The organism is Pseudomonas syringae (assembly GCF_001698815.1).
In the GTDB taxonomy this organism is placed as follows: Bacteria; Pseudomonadota; Gammaproteobacteria; order Pseudomonadales; family Pseudomonadaceae; genus Aquipseudomonas; species Aquipseudomonas syringae_A.
On record NZ_LGSI01000032.1, the window covers coordinates 55,780 to 79,361 of the forward strand.

The 23,582-nt window shown below is 60.2% G+C and carries 24 protein-coding genes; 10 read left to right on the plus strand and 14 right to left on the minus strand.

Annotated elements, in window-relative coordinates:
- Positions 1-22 precede the first annotated feature (22 nt).
- From trkA to def, 4 genes are all read right to left on the minus strand, one after another.
- Positions 23-1,396: a Trk system potassium transporter TrkA gene (gene trkA, locus AFK24_RS08210; protein WP_065832778.1), complete on the minus strand. Its 1,374-nt coding sequence runs from the start codon at positions 1,394-1,396 to the stop codon at positions 23-25.
- 153 nt (positions 1,397-1,549) lie between these two features.
- Positions 1,550-2,866 carry a 16S rRNA (cytosine(967)-C(5))-methyltransferase RsmB gene (gene rsmB, locus AFK24_RS08215; RefSeq protein ID WP_065832779.1) on the minus strand — a complete coding sequence of 439 codons (1,317 nt, stop codon included), beginning with the start codon at positions 2,864-2,866 and terminating at the stop codon, positions 1,550-1,552.
- A complete protein-coding gene (gene fmt / locus AFK24_RS08220; RefSeq protein ID WP_065832780.1) occupies positions 2,863-3,822 on the minus strand; it encodes a methionyl-tRNA formyltransferase in 960 nt (319 codons plus the stop codon). The genes rsmB and fmt overlap by 4 nt, the downstream gene beginning before the upstream one ends.
- Positions 3,823-3,959: 137 nt before the next feature.
- Complete coding sequence (gene def, locus AFK24_RS08225; RefSeq protein WP_065832781.1) at positions 3,960-4,466, minus strand: peptide deformylase; 507 nt, start codon at positions 4,464-4,466, stop codon at positions 3,960-3,962.
- Between the two features lie 141 nt (positions 4,467-4,607).
- On the opposite strand from def, the gene AFK24_RS08230 reads away from it, so the two are divergent.
- From AFK24_RS08230 to AFK24_RS08240, 3 genes are all read left to right on the plus strand, one after another.
- Positions 4,608-5,633 (plus strand): LysM peptidoglycan-binding domain-containing protein, encoded by a 1,026-nt coding sequence (locus AFK24_RS08230; RefSeq protein ID WP_065832782.1) that lies wholly within the window; start codon positions 4,608-4,610, stop codon positions 5,631-5,633.
- A 123-nt stretch (positions 5,634-5,756) separates the two neighbouring features.
- Positions 5,757-6,869 carry a DNA-processing protein DprA gene (gene dprA / locus AFK24_RS08235; RefSeq protein WP_065832783.1) on the plus strand — a complete coding sequence of 371 codons (1,113 nt, stop codon included), beginning with the start codon at positions 5,757-5,759 and terminating at the stop codon, positions 6,867-6,869.
- Between the two features lie 38 nt (positions 6,870-6,907).
- Complete coding sequence (locus AFK24_RS08240) at positions 6,908-7,465, plus strand: L-threonylcarbamoyladenylate synthase (RefSeq protein WP_065832784.1); 558 nt, start codon at positions 6,908-6,910, stop codon at positions 7,463-7,465.
- 135 nt (positions 7,466-7,600) lie between these two features.
- On the opposite strand, the gene AFK24_RS08245 is transcribed toward AFK24_RS08240, so the two are convergent.
- Positions 7,601-8,578 carry a quinone oxidoreductase family protein gene (locus AFK24_RS08245; RefSeq protein WP_065832785.1) on the minus strand — a complete coding sequence of 326 codons (978 nt, stop codon included), beginning with the start codon at positions 8,576-8,578 and terminating at the stop codon, positions 7,601-7,603.
- Between the two features lie 172 nt (positions 8,579-8,750).
- Here AFK24_RS08245 and hemF point away from each other — a divergent pair, with 172 nt between their 5' ends.
- Positions 8,751-9,668: an oxygen-dependent coproporphyrinogen oxidase gene (hemF, locus tag AFK24_RS08250; protein ID WP_065832786.1), complete on the plus strand. Its 918-nt coding sequence runs from the start codon at positions 8,751-8,753 to the stop codon at positions 9,666-9,668.
- 170 nt (positions 9,669-9,838) lie between these two features.
- Positions 9,839-10,660, plus strand: a complete 822-nt coding sequence (gene aroE / locus AFK24_RS08255) for a shikimate dehydrogenase (protein WP_065832787.1) — start codon at positions 9,839-9,841, stop codon at positions 10,658-10,660.
- An 82-nt stretch (positions 10,661-10,742) separates the two neighbouring features.
- Here the strand turns inward: aroE and AFK24_RS08260 are convergent, their stop codons facing one another.
- From AFK24_RS08260 to betC, 3 genes are all read right to left on the minus strand, one after another.
- Complete coding sequence (locus tag AFK24_RS08260; RefSeq protein WP_065832788.1) at positions 10,743-12,311, minus strand: SulP family inorganic anion transporter; 1,569 nt, start codon at positions 12,309-12,311, stop codon at positions 10,743-10,745.
- Between the two features lie 186 nt (positions 12,312-12,497).
- On the minus strand, positions 12,498-13,424 hold the full coding sequence (gene choX, locus AFK24_RS08265; RefSeq protein WP_065832789.1) for a choline ABC transporter substrate-binding protein: 927 nt from the start codon (positions 13,422-13,424) through the stop codon (positions 12,498-12,500).
- Positions 13,425-13,459: 35 nt separating this feature from the next.
- On the minus strand, positions 13,460-14,965 hold the full coding sequence (gene betC / locus AFK24_RS08270; protein WP_065832790.1) for a choline-sulfatase: 1,506 nt from the start codon (positions 14,963-14,965) through the stop codon (positions 13,460-13,462).
- 115 nt (positions 14,966-15,080) lie between these two features.
- Between betC and AFK24_RS08275 the strand changes: the two genes are divergently transcribed.
- The gene (locus tag AFK24_RS08275) at positions 15,081-16,031 is read left to right on the plus strand and encodes a choline sulfate utilization transcriptional regulator (RefSeq protein ID WP_065832791.1); all 951 of its coding nucleotides are present in this window, start codon (positions 15,081-15,083) and stop codon (positions 16,029-16,031) included.
- Positions 16,032-16,176: 145 nt separating this feature from the next.
- On the opposite strand, the gene AFK24_RS08280 is transcribed toward AFK24_RS08275, so the two are convergent.
- The gene (locus AFK24_RS08280) at positions 16,177-16,797 is read right to left on the minus strand and encodes an NAD(P)-dependent oxidoreductase (protein ID WP_065832792.1); all 621 of its coding nucleotides are present in this window, start codon (positions 16,795-16,797) and stop codon (positions 16,177-16,179) included.
- Positions 16,798-16,890: 93 nt separating this feature from the next.
- On the opposite strand from AFK24_RS08280, the gene AFK24_RS08285 reads away from it, so the two are divergent.
- The gene (locus tag AFK24_RS08285) at positions 16,891-17,223 is read left to right on the plus strand and encodes a DOPA 4,5-dioxygenase family protein (RefSeq protein WP_065832793.1); all 333 of its coding nucleotides are present in this window, start codon (positions 16,891-16,893) and stop codon (positions 17,221-17,223) included.
- A gap of 223 nt (positions 17,224-17,446) precedes the next feature.
- On the opposite strand, the gene AFK24_RS08290 is transcribed toward AFK24_RS08285, so the two are convergent.
- From AFK24_RS08290 to trpB, 3 genes are all read right to left on the minus strand, one after another.
- Positions 17,447-17,956, minus strand: coding sequence for an anti-virulence regulator CigR family protein (locus AFK24_RS08290; RefSeq protein ID WP_065832794.1), 510 nt, complete (start codon positions 17,954-17,956; stop codon positions 17,447-17,449).
- A gap of 123 nt (positions 17,957-18,079) precedes the next feature.
- Complete coding sequence (gene trpA, locus AFK24_RS08295) at positions 18,080-18,892, minus strand: tryptophan synthase subunit alpha (RefSeq protein WP_065832795.1); 813 nt, start codon at positions 18,890-18,892, stop codon at positions 18,080-18,082.
- The gene (gene trpB, locus AFK24_RS08300) at positions 18,889-20,118 is read right to left on the minus strand and encodes a tryptophan synthase subunit beta (RefSeq protein WP_065832796.1); all 1,230 of its coding nucleotides are present in this window, start codon (positions 20,116-20,118) and stop codon (positions 18,889-18,891) included. The genes trpA and trpB overlap by 4 nt, the downstream gene beginning before the upstream one ends.
- Positions 20,119-20,241: 123 nt before the next feature.
- On the opposite strand from trpB, the gene AFK24_RS08305 reads away from it, so the two are divergent.
- Positions 20,242-21,144 (plus strand): LysR family transcriptional regulator, encoded by a 903-nt coding sequence (locus AFK24_RS08305; protein WP_065832797.1) that lies wholly within the window; start codon positions 20,242-20,244, stop codon positions 21,142-21,144.
- A 7-nt stretch (positions 21,145-21,151) separates the two neighbouring features.
- Here the strand turns inward: AFK24_RS08305 and AFK24_RS08310 are convergent, their stop codons facing one another.
- Positions 21,152-21,478 (minus strand): DUF883 family protein, encoded by a 327-nt coding sequence (locus AFK24_RS08310; RefSeq protein ID WP_020291998.1) that lies wholly within the window; start codon positions 21,476-21,478, stop codon positions 21,152-21,154.
- A gap of 166 nt (positions 21,479-21,644) precedes the next feature.
- Between AFK24_RS08310 and AFK24_RS08315 the strand changes: the two genes are divergently transcribed.
- Positions 21,645-21,860, plus strand: a complete 216-nt coding sequence (locus AFK24_RS08315) for a dodecin (RefSeq protein ID WP_065832798.1) — start codon at positions 21,645-21,647, stop codon at positions 21,858-21,860.
- Positions 21,861-22,001: 141 nt separating this feature from the next.
- Positions 22,002-22,226 (plus strand): DUF1161 domain-containing protein, encoded by a 225-nt coding sequence (locus tag AFK24_RS08320; protein WP_065832799.1) that lies wholly within the window; start codon positions 22,002-22,004, stop codon positions 22,224-22,226.
- A gap of 123 nt (positions 22,227-22,349) precedes the next feature.
- On the opposite strand, the gene AFK24_RS08325 is transcribed toward AFK24_RS08320, so the two are convergent.
- Positions 22,350-23,351, minus strand: a complete 1,002-nt coding sequence (locus AFK24_RS08325) for an LLM class flavin-dependent oxidoreductase (RefSeq protein ID WP_065832800.1) — start codon at positions 23,349-23,351, stop codon at positions 22,350-22,352.
- Positions 23,352-23,582: the final 231 nt, after the last annotated feature.

A 23,582-nucleotide genomic window follows, 5' to 3' on the forward strand; every position in this document is an offset into this window, starting at 1 on the left:
GGTCCTACGGAAGTCAGGGGCGTTAAAAGAAACTCAACCCCACCTGAAACAGCCGCTCCACATCGCGGATGTATTTTTTATCCACAAGGAACAGGATCACGTGGTCGCCCGAGGCGATCACCGTGGCGTCGTGGGCAATGATCACTTCGTCGGCGCGGATGATGGCGCCGATGGTGGTGCCCGACGGTAGCACGATGTCCTTGATGGCTTTGCCGATGACCTTGCTGGATTTGGCGTCACCATGAGCCACGGCCTCGATGGCTTCTGCTGCGCCCCGACGTAGCGAATGGACGCTGACGATGTCGCCCCGGCGCACGTGGGTCAGCAAAGTGCCGATGGTCGCCAGTTGCGGGCTCACGGCGATATCGATTTCCCCGCCCTGTACCAGATCGACGTAAGCCGGGTTGTTGATAATGGTCATCACCTTACGCGCGCCCATGCGCTTGGCCAGCAGCGACGACATGATGTTGGCTTCGTCGTCGTTGGTCAGCGCCAGGAACAGATCGGTGTTGGCGATGTTCTCTTCCATCAACAGATCGCGGTCAGAGGCGCTGCCTTGCAGGACCACGGTGCTGTTGAGGGTTTCCGACAGGTAGCGGCAGCGCGCCGGGTTCATCTCGATGATCTTGACTTGATAGCGACTTTCGATGGCTTCCGCCAGACGCTCGCCGATGTGTCCGCCGCCAGCAATGACGATGCGCTTGTAGTTCTCGTCCAGCCGGCGCATCTCGCCCATCACCGCACGAATGTCAGCCTTGGCGGCAATGAAGAACACTTCGTCGTCGGCTTCGATGACGGTATCGCCCTGAGGCAGGATCGGCCGGTCGCGACGAAAGATCGCCGCCACGCGCATGTCGACGTTGGGCATGTGTTCGCGCAGTTGACGCAGTTGCTGACCTACCAACGGCCCGCCGTAATACGCCTTCACCGCCACCAGCTGCGCCTTGCCACCGGCGAAGTCGATCACCTGCAGGGAGCCGGGGTATTCGATCAGGCGCTTGATGTAATTGGTGACCACTTGCTCGGGGCTGATCAGCACGTCGACGGGAATCGCGTCGTTGTCGAACAGCCCGGCGCGAGTCAGGTAGGCCGCTTCGCGCACCCGGGCGATTTTCGTTGGCGTGTGAAACAGCGTGTACGCCACCTGGCAGGCGACCATGTTGGTTTCGTCGCTGCTGGTCACGGCGACCAGCATGTCGGCATCCTCGGCGCCGGCCTGACGCAATACGGTCGGGAACGAGCCTCGGCCCTGCACGGTGCGGATATCCAGGCGGTCGCCCAGATCACGCAGCCGATCGCCGTCGGTGTCGACTACCGTGATGTCGTTGGCTTCACCGGCCAGATGTTCCGCCAGCGTCCCGCCGACCTGCCCTGCGCCGAGGATGATGATTTTCAATCAGTTGCTCCTTGAAGCGGTTACCGCAAGACCCGTAGGACCGGCTTTAGCCGGGAGGGCTGCAGCCAGATGACCGCAATGCGGCGGATGTGCCGGCCTCTTCGCGGCTAAAGCCGCTCCTACGGAAATGATGCGTAGCCTGTTAGCGCAGCATCACGCCGCAATCTTGATCAATTTGGCGTAATAAAACCCGTCATGCCCGCCTTCCTGCGCCAATAGCTGGCGGCCGTGGGGCTGTTTCAGGCCGGGAGGCTGTTGGCCGAGTTGCCCGGCGATGTCCAGTTCCCGCGCGCCGGAAGTTCGGGCGAGGAAAGCGGCGATAACTTCGGTATTTTCCATCGGCAGCGTCGAACACGTGGCATATAAAAGTACCCCGCCAACCTGCAACGTCGGCCACAGCGTGTCGAGCAGCTCGCCTTGCAGCGTCGCAAGGGCCGGAATGTCATCGGCCTGACGTGTCAGCTTGATGTCCGGATGGCGACGAATCACGCCAGTAGCCGAGCACGGTGCGTCGAGCAGGATGCGATCAAATGGCTTGTCGTCCCACCATTGCGCGGTTTCCCGGGCATCGGCAGCGATCAGCTCGGCGCTCAGGCCCAGACGTGCGAGGTTTTCCCGAACGCGCACCAGACGTTTGGCTTCCAGGTCCACGGCGACCACACCGGCCAGCGCCGGTTGGACTTCCAGCAAATGGCAGGTCTTGCCGCCAGGTGCGCAGCAGGCATCGAGCACACGCTGGCCGGGCGCCAGTTCGAGCAGATCGGCGGCCAGTTGCGCGGCTTCGTCCTGCACGCTGATCCAGCCTTCGGCAAAGCCCGGCAGGTTACGTACATCGCACGGTTCAGTCAGCAAAATGCCGTCCTGACTGAACGTGCAGGCGCTGGCTTCAATGTCAGCGGCGCCTAACAACTGCAAATATTGGTCACGACTGTTATGCCGACGATTGACCCGCAGGATCATCGGCGGATGCGCGTTGTTGGCGGCGCAGATCGCTTCCCACTGCTCCGGCCACGCTGCTTTCAACGCCTTTTGCAGCCAGCGCGGGTGCGAAGTGCGCACCACCGGATCGTGTTCCAGTTCGGCCAGCAACGCTTCGCTTTCCCGCTGGGCGCGGCGCAGCACGGCGTTGAGCAGGGCTTTGGCCCACGGCTTTTTCAGTTTTTCTGCGCAACCGACGGTTTCACCGATGGCGGCGTGGGCCGGGATTCGCGTGTAGAGCAGCTGATACAAGCCCACCAGCAGCAGTGCTTCGACGTCGGCATCGGCGGCCTTGAACGGCTTTTGTAACAATTTGGCGGCCAGCGCCGACAGTCGAGGCTGCCAGCGGGCGGTGCCGAAGGCCAGATCCTGGGTCAGGCCACGATCACGAACCTCGACTTTATCCATCTGGGTCGGCAGCGAACTGTTCAGCGACGCTTTGCCGCTGAGTACAGCGGCCAATGCCTTGGCGGCGGCCAGACGCGGGTTCATTGGCCCGCTACCGGTTGGCCCAGCACGGTGCCGACGGCGAACTTCTCGCGGCGGCTGTTGAACAGATCAGTGAAATTCAGCGGCTTGCCCCCGGGCAGTTGCAGGCGGGTCAGACGCAAGGCGCCTTCGCCACAGCCGACAACCAGGCCGTCCTTGCTGGCGGCGAGAATTTCGCCCGGCGCGCCCTGCCCTTCGGCAATGCTTGCGGCCAGCACTTTCAAGGCTTCGCCATTGAGTGTGCTGTGGCAGATTGGCCATGGATTAAAGGCGCGCACCAACCGTTCAAGCTCAATGGCCGGACGATTCCAGTCGATGCGTGCTTCGTCTTTGTTCAGTTTGTGGGCGTAAGTGGCGAGGCTGTCGTCCTGCACTTCGCCGACCAGCGAACCGTTGGCCAAACCCGCAATGGCTTGCAGAACCGCCGAGGGGCCGAGTTCGGCAAGGCGATCGTGCAGCGTGCCGCCCGTGTCTTCGCCAGTGATCGGAGTCACGGCCTTGAGCAGCATCGGGCCGGTGTCCAAACCCAGTTCCATGCGCATCACAGTCACGCCGCTTTCCGCATCGCCGGCTTCAACGGCACGCTGGATCGGCGCCGCCCCGCGCCAGCGCGGCAGCAGCGAGGCATGACTGTTGATGCAGCCCAGACGCGGAATATCCAGCACCACTTGCGGCAGGATCAGGCCATAAGCGACCACCACCAGCAGATCAGGCTTGAGTGCCGCGAGTTCGGCCTGCGCCGCTGCGTCGCGCAGGGTCGGCGGTTGCAGCACGGGGATGTCATGTTGCAAGGCGAGCTGCTTGACCGGGCTGGGCATCAGCTTTTGTCCACGACCTGCCGGGCGATCAGGCTGGGTGTAGACGGCGATGATCTGGTAAGGGCTGTCGAGCAAGGCCTTGAGGTGTTCGGCGGCAAATTCGGGGGTGCCGGCGAAGACGATGCGCAGTGGCTCAGTCATGGGCTTCTCGTAGGGAAAGGGGTTTGAATGCGGGACCGGGGTCGCTCTGCGGAGCGCGATTCGGCCGTAGGAGCGGCTTTAGCCGCGAGAATGCCCTCCCGGCTAAAGCCGGTCCTACGACGCCATCGCCAGCAACTTCAAGCGTTCTGCTTGTGCAGTTTTTCCAGCTTCTTCTTGATCCGGTCGCGCTTGAGGTTGGACAGGTAATCGACGAACAGTTTGCCGTTCAGGTGATCGCACTCATGCTGGATGCACACCGCCAGCAGACCTTCGGCGACTTCCTCGTACGGCTTGCCGTCACGATCCAGGGCCTTGATACGGATTTTCTGCGGGCGGTCGACATTCTCATAGAAGCCTGGCACCGAAAGACAGCCTTCCTGATACTGGTCGACTTCGTCGGTCAGGGTTTCGATTTCCGGGTTGATGAAAACCCGTGGCTCGCTGCGGTCTTCGCTGAGGTCCATGACCACGACGCGCTTATGCACATTGACTTGCGTTGCAGCAAGACCGATGCCTGGCGCTTCGTACATGGTTTCAAACATGTCGTCGACCAACTGGCGAATGCCGTCGTCCACCTCAGCCACAGGTTTGGCGATGGTGCGAAGGCGCGAATCGGGAAATTCGAGGATGTTTAAAATAGCCATATACGTAAGAGCTGCACTTGTAGGGTAAAGTCAAAATCGGCTGCCGGGCTTTAGACGTCGAAGCGGAGCAACCAGTTTTTGAAACCGAGCCTGATGGGGCTCTATGTTCACGCAAAGCAACATGATAAAGGGATTCACTGCATGAGGAAATCACTACTCGCCCTGCTGCTATTGGCCTCGACCGGTCTTGTGCAGGCGCAAGTGCAACTCAGGGAAGGCCACCCGGAGCGTTACACGGTTGTCGCTGGTGACACGCTTTGGGACATTTCCGGCAAATTTCTCAGCGAGCCGTGGAAATGGCGGGAGATCTGGAGAGCCAACCCGCAGATTCACGACCCCGATTTGATCTATCCCGGCGACTCGCTGGCGCTGGTCTACATCGACGGCCAGCCGCGCATCGTGCTCAACCGGGGCGAATCCCGTGGCACGATCAAGCTCTCGCCGAGCATACGCAGCACGCCAATGGTCGAGGCCATCCCGAGCATTCCGCTGGGCGCGATCAATGCATTCCTGCTTAGCAACCGCATCGTCGACGATCCCGCGCAGTTCAATGAAGCACCTTACATTGTCGCCGGCAACGCCGAGCGCGTGCTCAGCGGCGTGGGCGATCGAATCTACGCGCGAGGCACGTTCGACCCTGCGCATCCGGTGTATGGCATCTTCCGTCAGGGCAAGACGTACACCGATCCGGTGACTCAGGAAGTGCTCGGCATCAACGCCGATGACATCGGCGGCGGCGAAATAATTGCGACAGAAGGTGACATCTCGACCCTGATGCTGCGCCGTTCAAATCAGGAAGTCCGCTTGGGCGACCGTTTGTTCATCAGCGAAGAGCGCGCGATCAACTCCAGCTTTTTGCCGAGTGCGCCCAAGACCAATATCGACGGCTTGATCCTCGACGTGCCTCGTGGCGTGACGCAGATCGGCGTGTTCGACGTGGTCACACTGGACAAGGGCAAACGCGACGGCCTGGAAGAAGGCAACGTCCTGGCAATCTTCAAAACCGGCGAGATGGTTCGGGATCGTATCACCGGTGAACAAGTCAAAGTTCCTGATGAGCGTTCCGGGTTGCTGATGATTTTCCGCACCTACGACAAACTCAGCTACGGTCTGGTTTTGCACGCCAACCGATCTTTGGCGATTATGGACAAGGTCCGCAATCCATAGCCGTATGTTTGCAGAATTGATACAGATTCTCGTTTCCAACCTTCAGTTATCAAATAGTTGTTAACAGAGTTATCCACAGGTTTGCCCATCGCTTGAGGTGGGCTACAGATCAAGGAAGATCTTATGCCGCTGTTCGAAAAAGCTGCCCCTTCGCCTGCCGAACTTGAAGCGCGGCTGCGCCTGCATCGCTTGCCGGAGGTCGGGCCCAAGCGCTTTCGCAAGCTCATTGACGCGTTTGGTTGCGGCTCGTCCGCGCTGTCAGCGCCAGCCAGTGCATGGCGCGCATTGGGCCTGCCCGCGGCCTGCGCCGAGTCGCGGCGCGAGCCAAATGTTCGCGATGGAGCCAGCGCCGCTTTGGCCTGGCTAGAGCGTCCGGGCCAGCATCTATTGATGTGGGATGATCCGAACTACCCCGCATTGCTCGCAGAAATCCCCGATCCGCCGCCACTGCTGTTCGTCGCAGGCGACACCCATATTCTCGAACGTCCGCAGCTGGGCATGGTCGGCAGCCGTCGCGCATCACGCCCTGGACTGGACACCGCCGCAGCGTTCGCACGCAGCCTGGCCGGCGCCGGATTTGTGATTACCAGCGGTCTCGCGCTGGGCATCGACGCCGCCGCGCATCAAGGTGCGCTGGATGTCGGCGGCGCGACAATCGGCGTGCTTGGCACCGGCCTCGAAAAACTTTATCCACAGCGTAATCGTCAGTTGGCAGCGAGGATGGCCGCCGAAGGCAGCGCGGTGGTTTCCGAGTTCCCGCTGGACGCCGGGCCGGTCGCCAGTAACTTCCCGCGCCGCAACCGGATCATCAGCGGTTTGTCCCTCGGCGTGCTGGTGGTCGAGGCCAGCGTCGCCAGCGGTTCGTTGATTACTGCGCGGCTGGCGGCTGAGCAAGGGCGCGAGGTGTACGCCATTCCTGGTTCAATTCACCATCCTGGCGCGCGTGGCTGTCATCAGCTGATTCGTGACGGCGCAGTGCTGGTGGAAACGGTCGAGCACATTCTTGAAGCCTTGCGTGGCTGGCAGGTACCAACGCCTTCCTGCACCACGCCTGCGCCTGAAGCTGCGCCGAACCATCCGTTGCTCGCGCTGCTTTACGCTGCGCCGCAGACCAGTGAAGCGCTGGCGGTGTCCAGCGGCTGGCCGTTGCCCAAAGTCCTGGCGGCGTTGACCGAGCTTGAGCTGGACGGCCATATCGCCCGTGAAGCGGGACGATGGTTCGGCCGCGCGCGCTAAGGTTAAACTGCTCGCAGTGTTTATCGGAGATGTAACCAATGGTCAGCAGTTGGCGTGTGCAACAAGCCGCTCGCGAGATTCGCGCCGGTGCGGTAATTGCCTACCCAACCGAAGCGGTATGGGGTTTGGGATGTGATCCATGGGACGAAGAGGCGGTGTATCGCTTGCTGGCGATCAAGTCACGTCCTGTGGACAAGGGCCTGATCATGGTTGCGGACAATATCCGCCAGTTCGATTTCCTGTTCGAGGACTTCCCCGAATTGTGGCTCGACCGCATGGCCAGCACCTGGCCGGGGCCGAACACCTGGCTAGTGCCTCATCAAAACCTGTTGCCCGAGTGGATCACCGGGGTTCATGAAACCGTGGCCTTGCGCGTCAGCGATCACCCGACGGTGCGTGAACTGTGCGCCTTGGTCGGCCCGCTGATCTCGACGTCGGCCAACCCTGCCGGCCGCCCGGCTGCCCGCACGCGGATTCGCGTCGAGCAGTATTTCCGGGGGCAGATCGATGGCGTGCTCGGCGGCAACCTGGGCGGCCGCCGCAACCCCAGCGTGATACGCGATATCGCCACGGGGCAGGTAGTCCGGGCGGGGTAGCAGTTGTGGAGGCGACCGTAGGACCGGCTTTAGCCGGGAGGGCGTGATTCCCGGCGACAAAAATCTCCAGAGTGCGCTGGCTTTCTCCCGGCTAAAGCCGGTCCTACGGAAAATGCGTTCCGGTTCTTTGGTAAATCAAGGCACCAGAATTGTCGAACCCGTCGTGCGTCGGCCGGACAATTCGATCTGCGCCTTGGCGGCATCCTTGAGGGCGTATTGCTGGATGTTGTCGACCTTCAGTTTGCCGCTGGCGACCATCTCGAACAGCTCGTCAGCCATGCGCTGCAGGTTTTCGGCGTTATTGGCGTAAGTGCCCAGGGTCGGACGCGTCACGTACAGCGAGCCTTTCTGCGCGAGGATTCCCAGATTGACGCCAGCTACTGGCCCGGACGCATTGCCGAAACTGACCAATAGGCCGCGCGGTGCCACGCAATCGAGCGAGGTCAGCCAAGTGTCCTGACCCACGCCGTCGTAGACGACCGGGCATTTCTTGCCGTCAGTCAGCTCCAGCACACGTTTGGCGACATCTTCATGGCTGTAATCGATGGTTTCCCAGGCGCCCAGGGCTTTGGCGTGTGCGGCCTTTTCAGCCGAGCTGACGGTGCCAATCACTTTCGCGCCCAATGACTTCGCCCACTGGCAGGCCAGCGAACCGACGCCACCGGCGGCAGCGTGGAACAAAATGGTGTCGCCCGATTTCACGTCATAGGTCTGGCGCAGCAGATACTGCACGGTCAGGCCCTTGAGCATCACGGCGGCGGCTTGCTCGAAGCTGATCGCTTCCGGCAAATGCACGAGATGATCCTGGGGCAATGTGTGCAGATCGCTGTAGCTGCCCAGCGGGCCGGTGCCGTAAGCCACGCGGTCGCCGACCTTGAAGCGGGTGACTTCGCTGCCTACCGCATCGACGATGCCCGCCCCTTCATTGCCCATGCCCGATGGCATCGACGGCGCTGGATACAGACCGCTGCGGTAATAGGTGTCGATGAAATTCAGGCCGATGGCCTGGTTGCGCACACGTACCTGTTGCGGGCCTGGCTCGGCAGGTTCGAAGTCCACATACTCGAGAACTTCCGGGCCGCCGATAGTGCTGAACTGGATACGCTTTGCCATTTGCTCTCTCCGTAATGAATCGAAACAAGAATGTGAAAGCGCCTATCGGACTCCTTCACTTGGTCTTCGTCAACTGCGGCGCGCGGCGGGCCGGTGGTATGCTACGCCCCAATTTCGCTGTGGCCCTTCCAGAACGGGGGCTCGGTCGTTTGCAGCTTTTAAAGGGATCGACATGTCATCTACTCGCACCGACGCCGTCAAAGCCTACCTGCTCGACTTGCAGGATCGAATCTGCGCCGCTTTGCAGCACGAAGACGGCGGCGCGCATTTTGTCGAAGACGCCTGGACGCGGCCGGCGGGCGGCGGCGGTCGAACCCGAGTGATCGAGAACGGCGCTGTGATCGAGAAGGGCGGCGTGAATTTCTCCCATGTGTTCGGCAGCGGCCTGCCGCCGTCGGCCAGCGCGCACCGGCCCGAGCTTGCCGGGCGTGGCTTCGAGGCGTTGGGCGTGTCGTTGGTGATTCATCCGCACAATCCGCACGTGCCGACTTCCCACGCCAACGTACGCTTTTTCATCGCTGAAAAAGATGGCGAAGAACCTGTCTGGTGGTTCGGCGGCGGTTTTGACCTGACGCCTTATTACGGCGTCGAAGCGGATTGCGTGCATTGGCACCGCGTTGCCGAACAGGCCTGCGCGCCGTTCGGGGCCGATGTGTATCCGCGCTACAAAGCCTGGTGCGACACCTACTTCCACATCAAGCATCGCAATGAACCGCGCGGTATTGGCGGCTTGTTCTTCGATGACCTGAATCAGTGGGATTTCGACACCAGCTTCGCTTTCATTCGTGCCATCGGTGATGCCTTTATCGAGGCGTACCTGCCCATCGTGCGCCGTCGCAAGGCCGCCGCGTATACCGTGCAGCAGCGCGAATTCCAGGAATTCCGCCGGGGCCGTTATGTGGAATTCAACCTGGTTTACGACCGTGGCACGCTATTCGGCCTGCAATCGGGCGGGCGTACCGAATCGATCCTCATGTCGCTGCCGCCGCAAGTGCGCTGGGGCTACGACTGGAAAGCCGCGCCCGGCAGCGAAGAAGCGCGCCTGACCGAGTATTTCCTGCAGGATCGGGATTGGTTGGCGTTGGGTTGATTCAACTCTGTGGGAGGTTTGCTGTAGGACCGGCTTTAGCCGGGAGGGCAATTGGCGCCTTCGCGACTAAAGTCGCTCCTACGGTCGATTCGCGGGCCAGTCGGAACGCCGCCCGCTCGCTCCAACGGGTTCAGTGGTTAAACAAAAAGTTATGTGCTCAGGAATACCAAATGGACCACTACGTCGTCTTCGGCAACCCGATTGGCCACAGCAAATCTCCGCTGATTCATGGCCTGTTCGCCGAACAAACCGGCCAGACGCTGGATTACCGAACTGCGCTGGCGCCGCTGGATGACTTCACCGCATTCGCCCAGGCGTTCTTCAATGAAGGACGCGGCGCCAACGTCACCGTGCCGTTCAAGGAGCAGGCGTTCCGCATGGCTGACAGCTTGACCGAGCGCGCCCAGCGTGCCGGCGCGGTCAACACCTTGAGCAAGCTGGCTGACGGCACCTTGCTCGGCGACAACACCGATGGCGCGGGGCTGGTTCGTGATTTGACCGTCAATTGCGGCATCAGCCTGCGTGGCAAGCGCGTGTTACTACTGGGCGCTGGCGGCGCGGTGCGCGGCGCGTTGGAGCCGTTGCTGGCCGAACGCCCGGCGGTACTGGTGATCGCCAACCGCACGGTCGAGAAAGCCGAGCAACTGGCGCAACAGTTCGCGGATCTGGGCCCGGTGTTCGCCAGTGGTTTCGATTGGCTGGAAGAGTCGGTGGACGTGATCATCAACGCCACGTCCGCGAGCCTCGCCGGTGAGTTGCCGCCGATTTCGCCGAGCCTGATTCAGGCTGGCCATACGTTCTGCTACGACATGATGTACAGCAAGGAACCCACCGCGTTCCGCCGTTGGGCGACCGAGCATGGCGCGGCGCAGTCAGTGGATGGTTTGGGGATGCTGGTCGAACAGGCCGCCGAAGCTTTCCTGCTGTGGCGCGGCGTGCGCCCGGACTCAGCACCGGTGCTGGCTGAGCTGCGGCGTCAACTGGCGAGCTGACGCTGTGCCCACGCAACGCCCTTGATTCCGTGGGACCGGCTTTGACTGGGAGAACGTCCTCCCGGCTGAAGCCGGTCCTACATTAATGCTCGAACAGAATGGGGCATTTGTCCGCCCCTTCCAGCTTTTGCAGCTCCTCGATGACTTGCGGCCGCGCGCGGCGCAGGGTCAGCGTGCGGTCAAGAATGCGCAGGCGGCGGGCCTCCTGATGCAGCATCTCGACGCCTGAATAGTCGATGAAGTTGATCTGCTGCGCGTCGATCACTACATGCTTGCCTTCGGTGCGTTGCAGTCGCGTTTGCAGGTAGTGGCTGGCGCCGAAAAAAATCGAGCCGCCGACGCGCATGATGTCTTCGTCGCCGTCGCGCCACTGCTGCACGCGGGGTTGCGAGGTGCGCTTGAGATAGAAGAACAGCGACGCCAGCACGCCCGCATAAATGGCCGTTTGCAACTCCAGCAACAGCGTCGCCAGGCAGGTTAGCGCCATCACCAGAAACTCCGCGCGGCTGACCCGGAACAACGCCCGAATACCGCGCCGATCAATAAGCCCCCAACAAATCAGCAGGATCGACGCCGCCATGCTCGGGATCGGAATGTGCGAGATCAACGAGGCGCCCGCAACCGCGAACAGCGCGACCCATAACGCGGAAAACACCCCAGCCAAAGGCGATTTCGCCCCGGCTTCGAAGCTCAGCGCCGCGCGGGTGAAAGACCCGGCCGACAGATAACCGGAGAACAGCGCACCGACCATGTTCGACAGGCCTTGCGCGCGGACTTCCTGATTGGCGTCGAGCAACTGCTGGGAGCGCGCCGACAGCGAGCGGGCAATCGACAGGCTGTTGACCAGCCCGAGCATGCCCACGGCCACCGCAGTCGGCAGCAATTTGAGGATCAGCTCCAGGTCGAGCGGCAGCGGGCTGAAAGGCGGCAAATGGCCAACGAACGCGCTGACCGTTTTCACATGGCCGAACATCGCCGGCCACAGCCAGACCAACAGGCTGGCCGATACCAGCGTGATCAGCAGCGTCGGCCAGCGTGGCACCAGAATCTTCAAGCCGACGCCGAGGAACAGGGTCAGCAGTCCAAGAATCAGCGATGGCTTATCGAGTTCGCCGCGATGCTCCAGCACGGCCATCAGGCTTTTCAGCGCCGTGGTCTGGCTGGGCAGATCGATGCCCATCAGGTTCGGCATCTGCCCCAAGGCAATGACCACCGCCGCGCCGAGGGTGAAACCCAGCACCACGGAATGGGAGACAAAATTGACCAGTGCGCCGAAGCGCAGCATGCCCAGCAACAGCTGGAAAACCCCGGCAATGAACGTCAGCAACAGGATCAGGCCGATGTAATCCTGACTGGCCGGAACCGCCAACGGACTGATGCTGGCGTAAAGCACGATGGAAATCGCAGCGGTCGGGCCGCAGATCAAATGCCAGGACGAACCCCATAAACACGCGATCAAGACCGGAACGATAGCGGCGTACAGGCCGTATTCAGGCGGCAGCCCGGCGATCAAGGCGTAGGCGATGGATTGCGGCAAGGCCAAAACCGCTCCGCTGAGCCCCACCACGGCATCGCGGCCCACGCTGGCGCGGGTCTGCCGGGGGAGCCAGGCGAGAAAAGGCAGGAATGTGTGGCGATTGAGCCGACCCATGAAACTCTCTTGGAAGAATTGCGGAGGGTGTAAGGGTGCGGTGTCAGCGAAGCCAGCGCAATTGTGGGAGCGAGAATTGTGGGAGCGAGCTTGCTCGCGAAGTCAATTTATCAGACGCAAAAGATGCGTCGGATTGACGGGCTTCGCGAGCAAGCTCGCTCCCACAAAAGCCAAAGTCAGCGGCTTTTACAACGTCGCCTTCACCGCCGACAGCGCATCTTTGTCATCGATCGTTTTCACGCCATCCAGCCACTTGTCGAGCACCGCCGGGTTGGCTTTGATCCAGGCTTTTGCAGCAGCGGCATTACTGACCTTGTTGTTGGTCACGTCAGCCATGATGCTGTTTTCCATGTCCTGAGTGAACGTCAGGTTGGTCAGCAGTTTGCCCACGTTCGGGCAGGCAGCAGCGTAGCCCTTGCGGGTCAGGGTGTGAACCGTGCCGGTGTCGCCGAAGTATTTCTCGCCACCCTTGAGGTAATGCATGCCCTTGATCTGCACGTTCATCGGGTGCGGTGTCCAGCCGAGGAAGGTCACGAACGCTTGCTTCTTCACGTTGCGATTCACTTCGGCGAGCATTGCCTGCTCACTGGATTCGACCAGCTTCCAGCCACCCAGGTCGAATTCGTTTTTCTTGATGATTTCCTGCAACGACAGGTTGGCCGGCGCGCCGGAGCCGATGCCGTAGATCTTCTTGCCAAACTTGTCGGCGAATTTGTTCAGATCGGCAAAGTTATGCACACCGGCATCCCAGACATAGTCCGGCACGGCCAGGGTGAATTCGGTGCCGTCGAGGTTTTTCGACAACTGCGTCACGTCACCGGTGGCGACGAATTTGTCGTAGAAACCTTGCTGCGCAGGCATCCAGTTACCGAGGAAGACATCAATCTTGCCGTCTTTCAGGCCGCCGTAGGCAATCGGCACCGCCAGCGTATCGACCTTGGCCTTGTAGCCCATGCCTTCGAGCAAAATACCGGCGATGGCGTTGGTGGCAGCAATATCGCTCCAGCCAGGATCAGCCATCTTCACGGTGCTGCAACTCTCATCAGCCGCAAATGCCGACCAGCTGCTCAAAGCCAGGACACCCATCGCAAGTGTTGTAGATAACGTCTTCATTAACTTCCCCTAGGTTCTCGTTTTTTTGGGCAGGGTCAAGGTTGTGGATAACGTGCCTTGCGCTCCAGATCGTCTAGATCGATATGGTTGCGCATGTACTGCTGACTGGCGTCTACCAGCGGCTGGTGATCCCAACTCTTCAGCTTGCCGAGTGCCAGCGACTCAGCGACAAAGCGCCGCCGGCGTTGGCTGGCGAGCACCTGGTGGTGTATCGCCGGTATATCCCATTTGGCCCGTGCTTCGGCCAGGAAATCATTGAACAGTTGCTGGTGAGCGGCCGATTGGCTCAGCTCTTCGCGCTCTTTTGGATCGTTATGAATATCGAACAGCAGGCACGGATCCTGCTCCGAATAAATAAATTTGTACGCACCGCGCCGGATCATCATCAACGGGCTGTTGGTGCCTTCTGCCATGTATTCGCCAAACACTTCATCATGGCCGCCTTCGCCGAGCAAATGCGGCAGCAGAGAGCGGCCATCCAGCGGCAAGCCTTCGTTCAGTTCACCTTCAGCCATGGCCACGAAGGTTGGTAACAGGTCGGCGGTGGACACGGCGGCAGTCACGCGACCGGGTTGGAACTGACCTGGCGAATACACCAGCATCGGCACCCGCGCCGACATCTCGAACCAGTGCATCTTGTACCAGAGGCCCCGCTCGCCGAGCATGTCGCCGTGGTCGCCGGAGAACACGATGATGGTGTCTTCGGCAAGGCCACATTCTTCAAGGGTCTGCACCAGTTTGCCGACGTTGCTGTCGATGTAGCTGCACGCACCGAAATAAGCCCGACGCGCATCGCGAATCTTGTCATCCGGCAGTGGCTTGTCCCACAGATCATAGACTTTCATCAGGCGCTGGGAATGCGGGTCCTGATCGGCTTGATCCGGCTGGAATTCCGGCAGCGGGATTTCTTCGTCGCTGTACAGATCCCAGAACGGTTTCGGGATGGTGTACGGATCGTGAGGATGGGTCATGGAAACGGTCAGGCAGAACGGCTGATCGCCATCATTGCGCACGTGATCGAACAAATACTGTTGGGCTTTGAAGACCACTTCTTCGTCGAAATCCAGCTGATTGGTGCGCACGCACGGCCCGGCTTGCAGCACCGACGCCATGTTGTGATACCAGGTCGGGCGCACGTCCGGCGCATCCCAGTTCACCGACCAGCCGTAGTCGGCCGGGTAAATATCGCTGGTCAGACGTTCTTCGTAGCCGTGCAGTTGATCCGGGCCGCAGAAGTGCATCTTGCCGGACAACGCCGTCTTGTAGCCAAGGCGGCGCAGGTAATGCGCGTAAGTCGGGACATCCGCCGGGAAATCCGCAGCGTTGTCGTAGGCGCCAATCTTGCTCGGGAGCTGGCCGCTCACCAGAGTGAAACGCGATGGCGCGCACAGTGGGCTGTTGCAGTAAGCAGCATCAAACACCACGCCTTCAGCGGCGAGGCGACTCAAGTTGGGCATTTTGACAGGAGATGAGGCGTAGAACGGCAACATCGGCGCGGCCATTTGATCGGCCATGATAAAAAGTATGTTTTTGCGCTTCATGTATTTCGCGGCATCCCATAGTGAATATTTATGCGAAAGTGCTGCGCTTGAGGATGAGACCCATGGCAGTTATGGTAAAGCCCATGCAAAACAATACCTAGGATAAGCCCAGCTTATGTTTGAAGCCCTTGGTGATATCTCGTTGGATCTGCTTCGCGCGTTCGAAGCGGCCGCACGTTTGCGCAGCTTTACCGCTGCGGCAATCGAGTTGGGCACGACTCAGCCCGCTGTGAGCCAGCAGATCAAGCGCCTTGAAGAACAACTGGCGACGCGGCTGTTCGACCGCATTTATCGCGGCATCGAACTGACCGAAGCGGGCGAAGTGTTGTTCAGCCATGTGCAGACCGGATTGCAGTCGATGGACAGCGGGCTGATCGCGATTACCCATCAGAGCCAACACGAGGTATTGCAGGTCGCCACCGACTTCGCCTTCGCCGCCTATTGGCTGATGCCGCGCCTGCACCGGTTTCATAAGGCCAATCCGGATGTGGACGTCAGCCTGGTCACCAGCGAACGCACGCACAGCATGTTGCGCGCTGATATCGACGTGGCGATTCTGTTCGGCGACGGGCGTTTCAAACAGGGCGAAAGCCGCTGGTTGTTCAGCGAGGAAGTGTTCCCGGTCTGCAGCCCACAATTGCTGGCGGGTCGCGAACCGCCGTTGACCAACGACGTGTTGCGCGAGTTTCCGCTGCTGCACTTGCGCGGCGAAGGCAGCAGCAACTGGTTTGACTGGGCGGGCGTGTTCCGCGCCCTTAACATCCCGCAGGCGCCAGCACCTGGTCAGTTGCGCTTTGACAACTACACGCTGCTGATCCAGGCCGCGATTGCCGGGCAAGGCGTGGCCATCGGCTGGCGGCATCTGGTCGACGCGCTTATTGATCAGGCGCTGCTCTGCCGACCCATCGCAGCCTCGGCGATTTCCGGTTTCGGCTATTACGTCGTCCTGCCGCAACGCAAGCGCCGCGTGCAAGTGGTGCAGCAGTTCGTGGACTGGCTGGCCAGTGAACAAGCGCGCAGTGGTGATGGATTGGCGGGACGGCCGTTGCCTTCGATTGCGGTGTGATGCCGAACAAATACGACATTCTATGTTTGTCGCTGAATCTGTTGGAGCGAGGCTTGCCCGCGAAGGCGTCGTTTCTGGTTTGGAGCTTCGGAGAATGTACTGTCCTCTTCGCGGGCAAGCCTCGCTCCAACGGGTTTGGGGCCAGTCACACCACAAAATTCACCAACTCGCGCACATGCAGATTCAACCGCAATTCATCGGCGATCCCCGCCGCTACCCGCGCCAGGCGTTCCAATGGTTCGGTCAGTCCGGGTTCGAGGGTGCTGCTGATCTGGCTGAAATGCTCGATGCTCAAGCCCGCGACGCCCTGGGGAGCGTTGACCAGTGTCCAGGCCACGTCGCTGGCGCTCAGGGATTGGAACATCGGTAATGAGTCGTCCATCTCGGCAAAATCACCCACCAGGATCAAGCGCTTGATGTCCATGCGCTGCATGCAGGCGAGCAAGGTTTGCGTGGCGCACGTCTGCTCCTGAAGATCCAGATCGCGGTCAGGCCGGTTATGTTCTGCGCCGACCGGCAGGACCTTGGCATCCAGCAGACAAATCACCGCTGAGCTGCCCGCTATGCTTTCACTGACGCGCTCGGCATCGAACAGGCTGCCGACTTTGGTGCGCAATCCCGGTCGTGGCGCCAGGGCGTTCAGGTCGTCGAGAATGGCGATGACTTCATGCTGGCGGCGCAGCATTTCAGCCATCAGTGCGCTGCCCAGGCTGCTGATCGCGCCGAACAGGACGATTTTCACGACAGGCGTTTCTGCATTCTTCATAGGAATTGATCCAGGTCTGTGGATAACTCTCGCAAAGATTCAGACTCGCAACGGTATGCAGCGTTCAGCCAATTTCCAGGGGAGATCAGGTAAATGCCAGAGATTCAGGGCTATCACGCTCACGTCTATTTCGACGCACAGACCATCGAACAGGCACGCGCCTTATGCGAGGCAGCGGCTGAGCGGTTCGGTGTGAAGATGGGGCGCATTCACGAGCGGCTGGTCGGCCCGCATGTGGACTGGAGCTGCCAGCTGGCTTTCGATCACGGGCAGTTCGCGGACCTGATGCTGTGGCTGTCGCTCAATCGGCAGGGGTTGGTGGTGCTGATTCATCCGTTGACCGGCGATGACCTGGCGGACCATACCGAGCACGCGATGTGGATGGGCGCCGTGCGGCCTTTGGATGTGGGGATGTTCAAGCTCTGATGGAATGATGGCGCAAGGACAACGTAGGAGGGGACTTGTCCCCGATGAGGCGAGCAGATCCAACCTCTGTGTCGACCGACATGGCGCCTTCCCGGACAAGTCCGGTCCTACCGAGCCCTATACAACCCGGTAGGAGGGGACTTGTCCCCGAAGAGGCCGGAACAAGCCGTATTACAAGTCCGTCCAACTTTTGGGGTCAGCTCAGTTCAGGCAACTCAGATAATCAGTTCAAAACACCATCCAGAATCGCATACACAATCCCGGTGCCCACGGCGATCAGCACGATATCGGTGCCGGTGCGGCGCCATTCGTAGCCTTCGTAATGTGGCAGGTGTTGCAGCGAACGCGCGTCGAGGCGTTTGCCGTAGCCTTGCGGCAGGCGATGGCCTTTGACCACGTGGATATTCGGCGGCAGCGGCTGGCCACGGCCGATCACGTCGCGGTGCTGTTGGATCGTGTGGCGCACGTCATCAAAATTCTCGGGCGGGCGGTTGCCACCACGGTTGTCCTGATGCGCCTGCTGCTGCGGACGGTTGTCATTGCCGCGGCCGTTGTTGGTTTTGCCGTTGCCCTGATCGTGCCCGCCATTGCTTTGCGGACCCTGGCCTTGTTGCTGGCCCGGACGGTTGTCGTCATGGTCACCGCGCTGATCTTGCGGCGCTGCTTGCAACAGCGGACTGGCGCTGATCATCAAGATGCCCAGCCCTGCAATCAAACGGTTCGGCAATTTCATGTGTTGCTCCTGGATAATTCAAGTCAGCAAAAAGGGGTTCAAGACATCAGCCTTGAACCCCTTTGCCTAACTACTTGGAACCTGCACCAAGCCGTTGATTCCTTTGTATCAGGAACTTTACCTTTAGCTGATTCGAGCGTTGCGCACGCCTTGCGAGAGCGCGGCGCACAAGCTCAATACGCCATCTACCGCCTGTTCTGGCGAAGCGGCATTGGCGATCTGATCAACCAGCGCCGAACCGACCACAACACCGTCAGCCAGGCGTGCGATTGCGGCCGCTTGCTCAGGCGTACGGATGCCGAAGCCGACGCAAATCGGCAGGCTGGTATGGCGATGCAGGCGTTCGATGGCGCCTTCGACGTGTTGCGTGGTGGCTGAACCTGCGCCCGTCACACCGGCAACCGAAACGTAGTAAACGAAACCCGAGCTGCGCTCCAGCACACGTGGCAGACGCACGTCGTCGGTGGTCGGCGTGGTCAGACGAATGAAGTCGATGCCCGATGCCTGAGCCGGAGTCGCCAGCTCGGCGTCATGCTCAGGCGGCAGGTCAACGATGATCAAGCCATCAACGCCCGCTTGCTTGGCCGCTGCGACAAAGGCCTCGACGCCAAAACGGTGGATCGGGTTGTAGTAACCCATCAGCACGATGGGCGTGGTCTGGTCGTCGACCCGGAACTCTTCAACCATCTTCAGGGTTTTCGGCAGTGTCTGTCCGGCGTCCAGCGCGCGCAGCGTGGCGAGCTGAATGGCAACGCCGTCGGCCATCGGATCGGTGAAGGGCATGCCCAGCTCGATCACGTCAGCGCCTGCCGCTGGCAAGCCCTTGAGGACTTTCAGCGAAGTGTCGTAGCCAGGATCGCCAGCGGTGATGAAGGTCACCAGAGCGGCGCGGCCTTCGGTTTTCAGCTGGGCAAAGCGTTGTTCGAGGCGGCTCATGCCAGGATCTCCTGATTCTTTTCAGCGGCGGCCATGTGATTCATGACGGTTTGCATGTCTTTGTCGCCACGGCCGGACAGGCACACCACCATCAGGTGATCGTCGCGCAAATTGGTGGCGCGCTTCATGGCTTCAGCCAGGGCGTGGGCGGTTTCCAGCGCCGGGATGATGCCTTCGAGCAGGCAGCAGTGATGGAAGGCTTCGAGGGCTTCTTCATCGGTGATGCTGACGTATTCGACACGCTTCACTTCGTGCAGGAAGGCGTGTTCCGGGCCGATGCCTGGGTAATCCAGGCCAGCGGAAATGGAGTGCGCGTCAGTGATCTGGCCGTCGGTGTCTTGCAGCAGATAGGTGCGGTTGCCGTGCAGGACGCCGGGAACACCGCCGTTCAGGCTGGCGGCATGCTTGTCGGTGTCCACGCCATGACCGCCGGCTTCGACGCCGATGATCTCCACACTGGCGTCATCAAGGAACGGATGGAACAGGCCCATGGCGTTGGAACCACCGCCGACGCAAGCGATAAGGCTGTCCGGCAGGCGGCCTTCCTTCTCCTGCATCTGCACTTTGGTTTCTTTGCCGATGATCGACTGGAAGTCGCGGACCATGGCCGGATACGGGTGCGGACCGGCAACGGTGCCGATCAGGTAGAAGGTGTCATCGACGTTGGTTACCCAGTCACGCAGCGCTTCGTTCATGGCGTCTTTCAGGGTTCCGGTGCCGGAAGTCACCGGCACGATTTCAGCGCCCAGCAGCTTCATGCGGAACACGTTGGCCTGTTGACGCTCGATGTCGGTGGCGCCCATGTAGATCACGCACGGCAGACCGAAACGCGCCGCAACGGTGGCCGTGGCCACGCCGTGCATGCCCGCGCCGGTTTCCGCGATAAGGCGCTTTTTGCCCATGCGCATGGCCAGCAACACCTGGCCGATGCAGTTGTTGATCTTGTGCGCGCCGGTGTGGTTGAGCTCTTCGCGCTTGAAGTAGATTTTCGCGCCGCCGCAGAACTCGGTCAGGCGTTCAGCGAAATACAACGGGTTCGGGCGACCGATGTAATCGCGCTGGAAGTAGGCCAGCTGCTCAAGAAATTCAGGGTCGGACTTGGCGGCTTCGTATTCGCGGTTCAGATCGAGAACCAGCGGCATCAGGGTTTCTGCAACGTAGCGGCCACCGAAGGAGCCGAACAGGCCGTTTGCATCTGGGCCAGCGCTGAATTTGGACTGGGTCATGGGACCTCCAGGTCGTTGAACGAATGAGGGAGCCGAATCGGCAATGAACACACTTTAACCAGCGCCAGCCCGGATGAAAACCGATAAGATCGACACAACCTGTCAGGAAAACTCACAGATACCATGAGCCGCGACCTTCCTCCCCTTAACGCCTTGCGCGCCTTTGAAGCGACAGCCCGCCTGAACAGCGTCAGTCAGGCGGCTGAACAGCTGCACGTCACACACGGCGCTGTCAGTCGTCAGCTGAAAGTCCTCGAAGAACACTTGGGCGTGGTGCTGTTTATCAAGGACGGACGTGGCCTGAAACTCACAGATGCCGGAATTCGGTTGCGTGACGCCAGCAGCGATGCTTTCGACCGCCTGCGCAGTATCTGCGCTGAATTAACCCAGGGCGGCGCAGATGCGCCGTTCGTGCTGGGTTGTTCGGGAAGTTTGCTGGCGCGCTGGTTCATCCCACGGCTTGGACGACTGAACGCCGAGCTGCCGGACCTGCGCCTGCACTTGTCGGCCGGGGAAGGCGATCTTGATCCGCGTCGTCCTGGACTCGACGCGCTGCTGATTTTTGCCGAACCGCCATGGCCAGCGGACATGCAGGTCTTCGAGCTGGCCAGCGAGCGTATCGGTCCGGTATTGAGCCCGCGTTTCGCGCACTTTGAGCGCCTGCAGGACGCGCCGGCCAAGGTGTTGCTCGACGAAACCCTGCTGCAAACTACTTCACGCCCGCAAGCGTGGCCCAGCTGGGCGCAGCAAAACGGCATCGATCCACAGACGCTGCGCTATGGGCAAGGGTTTGAGCATTTGTATTATTTGCTGGAAGCGGCCGTTGCGGGCCTGGGCGTTGCGATTGCACCTGAACCTTTGGTTGCAGATGACCTTAAGGCGGGACGCCTGGTGGCACCGTGGGGTTTCAGTGAAACCCCGGCGCAACTGGCGTTGTGGGTTCCCAAACGTGCCGTTGATGGGCGCGCTCAATCGCTAGCGAAGTGGCTAAAAAATGAGCTGAGGCGTTCGGGGAACCCGCAATAGCGACCAATCAATTACCGCGTTTGCACAGCAGGTAAGCGGCCAGCAGGCCAACTGCACCAACGGCTACACCAGCGGTAGTCCATGGGTGTTCTTGAGCGTAGTCACGGGTAGCAACGCTGGTTTCGCGAGTCTTGACCTTGACGTCTTCGTACACGTCGCTGAGCAGGCTGCGCGAATGGCTCAGGGCACTTTCTGCGTTGGCTTTCAGGCTTTTCAGCGTTCTGCGCGACTCGTCCGAAGCGTCCGATTTCAGGCTTTCCAGGGACTTGAGCAGACTTTCGATTTCCGCTTCCATGCTTTTCAACGAGGCTTTACTAAGTGAATTACTAGCCATGATGTTTCTCCTGCAAGGTGAGTGGCGTGTGTTGTTTCCGACTACAGCGCTTTCAGAAAGTGCGGTGCTGTTTTCGGAAATCGCTGAACTTTTCCGCAGAAATTCCCCACAGAGGTATGGAGCGTGATCACTGCTACGCTCGTAATGACCCTTTAGGAGAACTGCCATGACTGATCACCACACGTACAAGAAGATCGAGCTGGTTGGCTCGTCGACCACGACTATCGAAGACGCGATCAACAACGCTCTGGCCGAGGCAAGCAAAAGCCTTCAGCACCTGGAGTGGTTTGAAGTTCTGGAAACCCGTGGTCACATCGAAGGCGGCAAGGTCGCCCATTATCAGGTCACCATCAAAGTCGGTTTTCGCATCGTCAATAGCTGATCCGGCCTGAACTTTTACGCTGGCGCAATGCCATAAACTCCGCCCGCTGTCGCGAAATCGTTGGCGTGGCTAATGTATTCAGGTCCTTCCAAGTGCATTGTGCTGAGGCGACCTGTTTTGGCTGACGAAGGAGTGAGACCAATGAAGAAGTTACTGTTGGCGGTAGGTCTGTTGAGCATTGCTGGCACCACAATGGCTGCCGGTAAGCCATGCGATGACGTGAAAGCGGAAATCGACGCAAAGATCAAGGCAAACGGCGCTACGTCCTACACGCTTGAAGTCGTCGAAAAAGGCAGCGTGACCGACAAGAAAGTTGTCGGCAGCTGTGATGGCGGCACCAAGGAAATTGTGTATCAGCGCGGCTGATCAGATTGCGGAATATAAAAAACCGACTCGTTGAAGTCGGTTTTTTTTGGCGCGCTGAGCGACATTTTGTAGGACCGGCTTCAGCCGGGAGAGCGCTCTCCCGGCTGAAGCCGGTCCTACGACTTACCCGCGCGCGGTTTCGGCGAGGATTTCATACGAGCGCAACCGATCGGCGTGATCGTACATGTCGCAGGTGAAGATCAGCTCATCCGCATCGGTCTGTTCCAGCAGCACATCCAGCTTGGCGCGGATTTTCTCCGGGCCACCGACCATCGCCAGGCCGAGGAAGTCACCCACCGCTTCGCGTTCATGAGGCAACCACAGGCCTTCCATGCTCTTGACCGGCGGACGCTGCATCAGCGATTGGCCGCGCATCAGCGCCAGAATGCGCTGGTACACCGAGGTCGCGAGGTATTCGGCGTGCTCATCGGTATCCGCGGCGGCCAAGGGAATCCCGAGCATCACGTACGGCTTGTCGAGCACCGCCGAAGGCTGGAAGTGATTGCGATAGACGCGGATCGCCTCGTGCATGTAGCGCGGCGCAAAGTGCGAGGCGAAGGCATATGGCAAACCGCGTTGGCCTGCCAGTTGCGCACTGAACAAACTCGAACCCAGCAACCAGATTGGCACGTTGGTGCCCGAACCTGGCACCGCGATCACGCGCTGATCCGGGGTGCGCGGGCCGAGGAAAGCCGCAAGCTCAGTGACGTCATCCGGGAAGTCATCGGCGCTACCGGAGCGCTCGCGGCGCAGGGCGCGCGCGGTCATTTGATCGGAGCCGGGTGCACGGCCCAGGCCCAGGTCGATGCGGCCCGGATACAGGCTCGCCAGTGTGCCGAATTGTTCGGCGATGACCAGCGGCGCGTGATTGGGCAACATGATGCCGCCCGCGCCGACGCGAATCGTCGAAGTGCCGCCCGCCAGATAGCCCAGCAGCACGGCCGTGGCAGAACTGGCGATACCGTCCATGTTGTGGTGCTCGGCCACCCAGAAGCGGTTGTAACCGAGTTTTTCGACGTGTTGCGCCAGATCCAGCGAGTTGCGCAGGGATTCTGCCGGACCTTTGTCGTGGCGCACAGGCACCAGATCGAGGGTTGAGATTTTTACATCGGCAAGACGTTTCATAGGCCGCTACATCTCCTCATCAGTGGTTTTGCAGGCCTGGCCCATGAAGACGCAGATGACCAAAAGCCCACAGCTGTGAATGAAAATGAGGGCATATGCTCCAGATTCAATGCCCAATCAGGAAATATCCTACTAATTAACTAGGTTTCTCCTCTACGTTGAACTTTATAAAGCCAGCTATCCTCAGAACCTTCGTCCATGTGCGAAACCTCGCACGCATCCATGAGGAGA